The organism is Catenibacterium sp. UBA627 (genome assembly GCF_002299355.1).
In the GTDB taxonomy this organism is placed as follows: Bacteria; Bacillota_I; Bacilli_A; order Erysipelotrichales; family Coprobacillaceae; genus Catenibacterium; species Catenibacterium mitsuoka.
Map to the genome: position 1 here is coordinate 1 of NZ_DBPF01000090.1, position 2,132 is coordinate 2,132.

At 33.4% G+C, this 2,132-nt stretch carries 3 protein-coding genes; all 3 read left to right on the forward strand.

The window, feature by feature from the left end; all coding sequences use genetic code 11:
* Positions 1–402: 402 nt before the first annotated feature.
* Positions 403–570: a hypothetical protein gene (locus B2S90_RS05615; RefSeq protein ID WP_187114803.1), complete on the forward strand. Its 168-nt coding sequence runs from the start codon at positions 403–405 to the stop codon at positions 568–570.
* A 118-nt stretch (positions 571–688) separates the two neighbouring features.
* Positions 689–1,693 (forward strand): macro domain-containing protein, encoded by a 1,005-nt coding sequence (locus B2S90_RS05620; RefSeq protein WP_279148184.1) that lies wholly within the window; start codon positions 689–691, stop codon positions 1,691–1,693.
* A gap of 116 nt (positions 1,694–1,809) precedes the next feature.
* Positions 1,810–2,132, forward strand: a 323-nt coding sequence (locus B2S90_RS05625) for an ADP-ribosylglycohydrolase family protein (protein WP_286696680.1), incomplete at its 3' end; no start/stop codon positions are given.

Consider the following 2,132-nt stretch of genomic DNA (forward strand, 5'->3'; position numbering starts at 1 on the left):
TGAAAACTTCTATAGTGAAGATGTTATAAAGAAACTCTCTATTTAGGGGAAGACATAAACGACTATATAAAAATTCCAAAAGAGGTATTAGAAACTCTCCTCAATAAGTGTGATTCATCAAATATTGAGTATGAAAGTATTGATAAGAGAGAAAAAGGAAAACCTATTAATGTATCATTTACTGGAAAATTAAGAGATGAACATCTTACTGCTGCATTTGATTTATTAAGCTATGATAATGGCGTTCTTAATGCAGCCCCTGCATTTGGTAAGATAGTTTTATCTAGTTATTTGATTTCTCAAAGGAAAATCAATACACTCATTATTATGCGGAGTGGTTCATTTATTGATCAATGGGTAGATGAATCACATCACTTTTTAGAATTAAACGAAGACCTGCCTATGTATAAGACAAACTCAGGGAAAGAGAAACAAAGAAAAGATCTCATAGGGGTCTTACATGGTAGTAAGAATACCTTAACAGGGATCATTGATGTTGTATCTGTCAATTCTATTTATGATAAAGCAGGCATTAGCCGTTTAAGTCAAACGTATGGCATGGTGGTATGAATTTACTGGGTAAATCAAATATCTATGATAGCTTAATGATAGTTAAAGCAAGTATTCTTGCAGAAGAAATTGTATTCACTTATACAGAAGACACAAATCAAAAATAAGAGGTAATACTATGGCATTTAAGATAGTAAGAAACGATATTACAAAAGTAGAAGCTGATATCATTGTTAATACAGCAAATCCAAAACCAAAATGTGTCAGTGGCACAGATCTGGCGATATATGAAGCAGCAGGAAAAGAAGCGCTTCTTGCAGAAAGAGAGACTATTGGCCCCATTGAAAGAGGAGAGATTGCAGTCACTGGAGCTTATAATCTCAACGCAAAATATATTATTCATACAGTAGGACCTGTATGGATTGATGGAAATCATCATGAACTTGAAATACTAGAAAGATGTTATCGTTTACCTCTACAAAAAGCAATAGAACTAGGATGTCAAAGTATCGCATTTCCTCTTATTTCAACAGGTGTGTATGAATTTCCAAAAGATAAGGCTTTGCATATTGCAGTATCTGTATTCAGTCAGTTTTTGACAGAACATGAAATAGAAATCATTTTAGTTGTATTTGATAAAACCTCTTTTCAATTATCCAGCCAAATTGTCGGAGAGATTGATTCTTATATTGATGCAAACTATGTTAAAGAAAGTCATATCAATGAGTATCCTTTAAGCTACAGACGAAGTGCTCGTCTTCGTTCTTTATTTAACTCTACATTTCATGAAGAATCATCTCTACATTTATCGGATACTTCTTTAGAAAATCAGCTTGCAAATATTGGCCCTTCATTTCATGATAAGTTATTTGAACTCATAGACAAAGCGCATTTGGATAATAAAGACGTATGGAAACGAGCCAATCTAGATAGAAAACTTTTTTCTAAAATTCAATGCAATAAGAACTATCATCCTAAAAAGAAAACTGTATTTGCATTATGTATCGCATTACACCTTAATCTAGAAGAATCAAAAGATCTACTTGCAAGAGCGGATTGGGCATTTAGTCCAAGCAGTAAAGTAGATTTAATTGTACAAAAAGCAATCATCGATAAACAATATGATATTATGGAACTCAACATCACATTATTCAAATATACCAATGAAACTCTTGGAGCATAAATGGCGTCGGTACTTCATGTATCGACGTTTTTTAAATGTCGCCTTCAAAGCGACCATATATCTTTCCTCCTCATTTATACTGATATTGTAATAAGAAAAGATTGGAGGAATATATTATGTATGGTGCAATTTTAGGAGATATTATTGGCAGTCCATTTGAATTTGATAGAGGAGATAAAACAAAGGATTTCAAATTATTTAGTAGAAGATCTCATTTTACAGATGATTCAGTCATGACTCTTGCAGTATGTGAGGCATTACTTAAAGTAGGGCAGGATGTAACAGTCAAAGAAATCGAAGATGCAGTTATATCAAGTATGCAATCATGGGGTAGAAGATATCCTCATGCAGGATACGGAGGTTATTTTAGACGCTGGCTAACAGCCCGTCATCCCGAGCCTTATAATAGTTATGGAAATGGTTCTGCCATGAGAGTATC

What these genes read in the sequence shown, in the direction of transcription:
- B2S90_RS05615 (WP_187114803.1), top strand. Translation starts at nt 403, where the DNA reads ATGTATAAGACAAACTCAGGGAAAGAGAAACAAAGAAAAGATCTCATA.
- B2S90_RS05620 (WP_279148184.1), top strand. Translation starts at nt 689, where the DNA reads ATGGCATTTAAGATAGTAAGAAACGATATTACAAAAGTAGAAGCTGAT.